At 73.7% G+C, this 2,253-nt stretch carries 3 protein-coding genes; all 3 read right to left on the minus strand.

Annotated features, from left to right (window positions below):
• On the minus strand, positions 1–577 hold a 577-nt coding region (locus tag BZL64_RS36525; protein WP_143663424.1), incomplete at its 3' end, for an AMP-binding protein.
• 131 nt (positions 578–708) lie between these two features.
• Complete coding sequence (locus tag BZL64_RS36530) at positions 709–1,314, minus strand: lytic polysaccharide monooxygenase auxiliary activity family 9 protein (protein WP_086773319.1); 606 nt, start codon at positions 1,312–1,314, stop codon at positions 709–711.
• A gap of 132 nt (positions 1,315–1,446) precedes the next feature.
• Positions 1,447–2,253, minus strand: an 807-nt coding sequence (locus tag BZL64_RS36535; RefSeq protein ID WP_086773320.1) for an SPFH domain-containing protein, incomplete at its 5' end; no start/stop codon positions are given.

The raw sequence follows: 2,253 nt of genomic DNA on the forward strand, positions 1-2,253 counted from the left end.
CGGGGCGTACGGCGAACTGGCCGGCCAGGGTGCGGCCGGCGGCGGCCAGCCGGCCCTGGGTGCAGATCGCGGCCTTGGGGGCGCCGGTCGAACCCGAGGTGAAGTAGAGGAGGAGCCGGTCGGCGGGGGTGGCGCGGGAGGAGTCGGGGCGGGCGCCGGCGTAGGGGGCGAGCAGGGCGTCATACTCCTCCGTGTCCGTCACCAGGAGTCGCACGGCGGACAGTTCGAGGCCGTCGAGCAGGGGCAGGTGGGTCCGGTCGGTGATCAGCAGACGGCACTCGGTGTGCAGGATGTCGCGGGCGAGTTCGGGGCCGCGCCGGGTGGGGTTGATCCCGGCGACGGCCGCGCGGGCGAGGGCGGCGGCGCTCAGCCACAGCGGGTATTCGGGGGTGTTGTCGAGCAGGATCCCGAGGTGCGCGCCGGGTGGCAGCAGGTCCGTCAGCAGTGCGGCGCGGGTGGCGGCCCCGCCCGCGACCTCGTGATGGGTGAGCGTCCGCTCTCCGCACCACAGGCCGGGCCGGTGGTCGCCCCAGCGGGCGTGGACGAGTTCCGCGACAGTGCCCCGAGTGGACTCCATGGGCGCGCAGGGTAGTTGACGTACCGTCAGATGGGGATGGCCGTGACGTCACGGCGTGGGGGCGGACGCACGTGCGCCGGTGCCGGTCGCCCGGTCCGGCGCACGCGCCACGCGTTCCGCCTCCGGGCCGCTCAGAAGGTGACGTCGGAGCAGGCGTAGAAGGCGTTCGCCGTGTCGGCGACCGTCCAGACCGCGACGATCACATGGCGCCCGCTCAGCCCGGACGGCAGGGTGCCGCTGTGGGAGAGGGTCTGCGGCGGGCGCTGACCGCCGTAGGGCACCGTCAGGAACGGCGTGAGGTTGAGGTCGGAGCGGGCCAGGTTGTGGTTCTGGTTCCAGCCCGGCCTGGTGACGAAGTACTTGAAGTCCGTCGTCGCGTGCATGGCGGTGAACTGCCAGCGGAACGTGTACGACTGACCGCCGGACACCCTGGTGGCCGGCCAGGCCCCGCCGGACGGGGTCTTCGGGCTGTCGAGCTGGGCGAACGGGGTGTTGCCCGCCGAGCAGATCCGGCCGTCGGCCGGTCCGGCGGCCGGGAAGCCCTTGAGGCCCTCGACGCTCTGCGGCTCCCACTGGATGTTGCCGCAGTTGGCGACGGTGCCGTTCTGGCAGAGCTTCTGCCTGCTGATGGGGAGGTCGGTGTAGCCGTGGCCGCTCGCGCCTCCGGCGGTGAGCACGAGGGCTCCCGCCGTGGTGAGGCCGAGGGCGGCGGCGTACAGCTTGGTCTTTTTGCGCATGCTGCCGCTCCTGAAGAACGTGGGGGAAGTTCCGTGAGCCGTACAGGTCTAGACCAAGTTCGAGATTATTGCTGATCGTTGAACATGTCCATACCAATCGAGGGCGGGATGGCGGACATGTTCGACGGGCCGTCAGGGCGACTGCTCCCCCCGTCCCGAGCAGAACGCCACCGTCAGGTCCTTCACCAGCGCCTTGCGCTCGTAGTCGTCGAGTTCCACCAGCCCCCGCATGGTCAGCCGGGTCACCGTGTCCTCCACCGAGTCCACCACCGAGGTCAGCACCGACGCCCGCTGCTGGGCGTCCAGCGCGGCGATCCGGCGCCGGTGCATCGCCGCCGCCACCTCGGGGGCGTACTCGACGCGCAGCGGCTGCACCGAGAACACCTCCAGGCCGATCGCGCCCGCGTCCCGCGCCACCCGCCGGGTCAGCGCCTCCCCGGCCGCCTCGACCGCGCCCCGCCCGGCACCCGGCGTCTCCACCGGGACACGGGCGAGCGCCGCCTCGACGCACTCCCGCAGATACGTCTCGTGGTCCTCGACGCCGAGCGTGGCCCGCGCGGTGTCGCGCACCCGCCACACCACGAGCGCCACCACCCGCAGCGCGACCCCGTTGCCGTCGGCCGCGGGCATCGCCTCGCTGCGCCAGTGCCGCAGCCGTACGTCGACCCGGCGGCGCAGCAGCAGCGGGTTCACCCACAGCAGGCCGGTGCGCCGGACCGTCCCCCGGTAGCGGCCGAACAGGCCGAGCACCCAGGCCCGCCCGGTCCCGCCGCGCGCCAGCCCGCCGAAACCGAACAGGGTGAGGGCGCCCGCCCCCGCGTACGCCGCCCACTGCACCGGGCCGAGCCCGGCACCGGCCGAAGCGGGCAGCGCGAGCGCCTCCCCCACCAGCGGCGGCAGGACGCCCGCCCACCAGGAGGTGGCGGCGCAGCCCGCCGC

Source organism: Streptomyces bobili, from assembly GCF_002154575.1.
GTDB classification, from domain to species: Bacteria; Actinomycetota; Actinomycetes; order Streptomycetales; family Streptomycetaceae; genus Streptomyces; species Streptomyces bobili.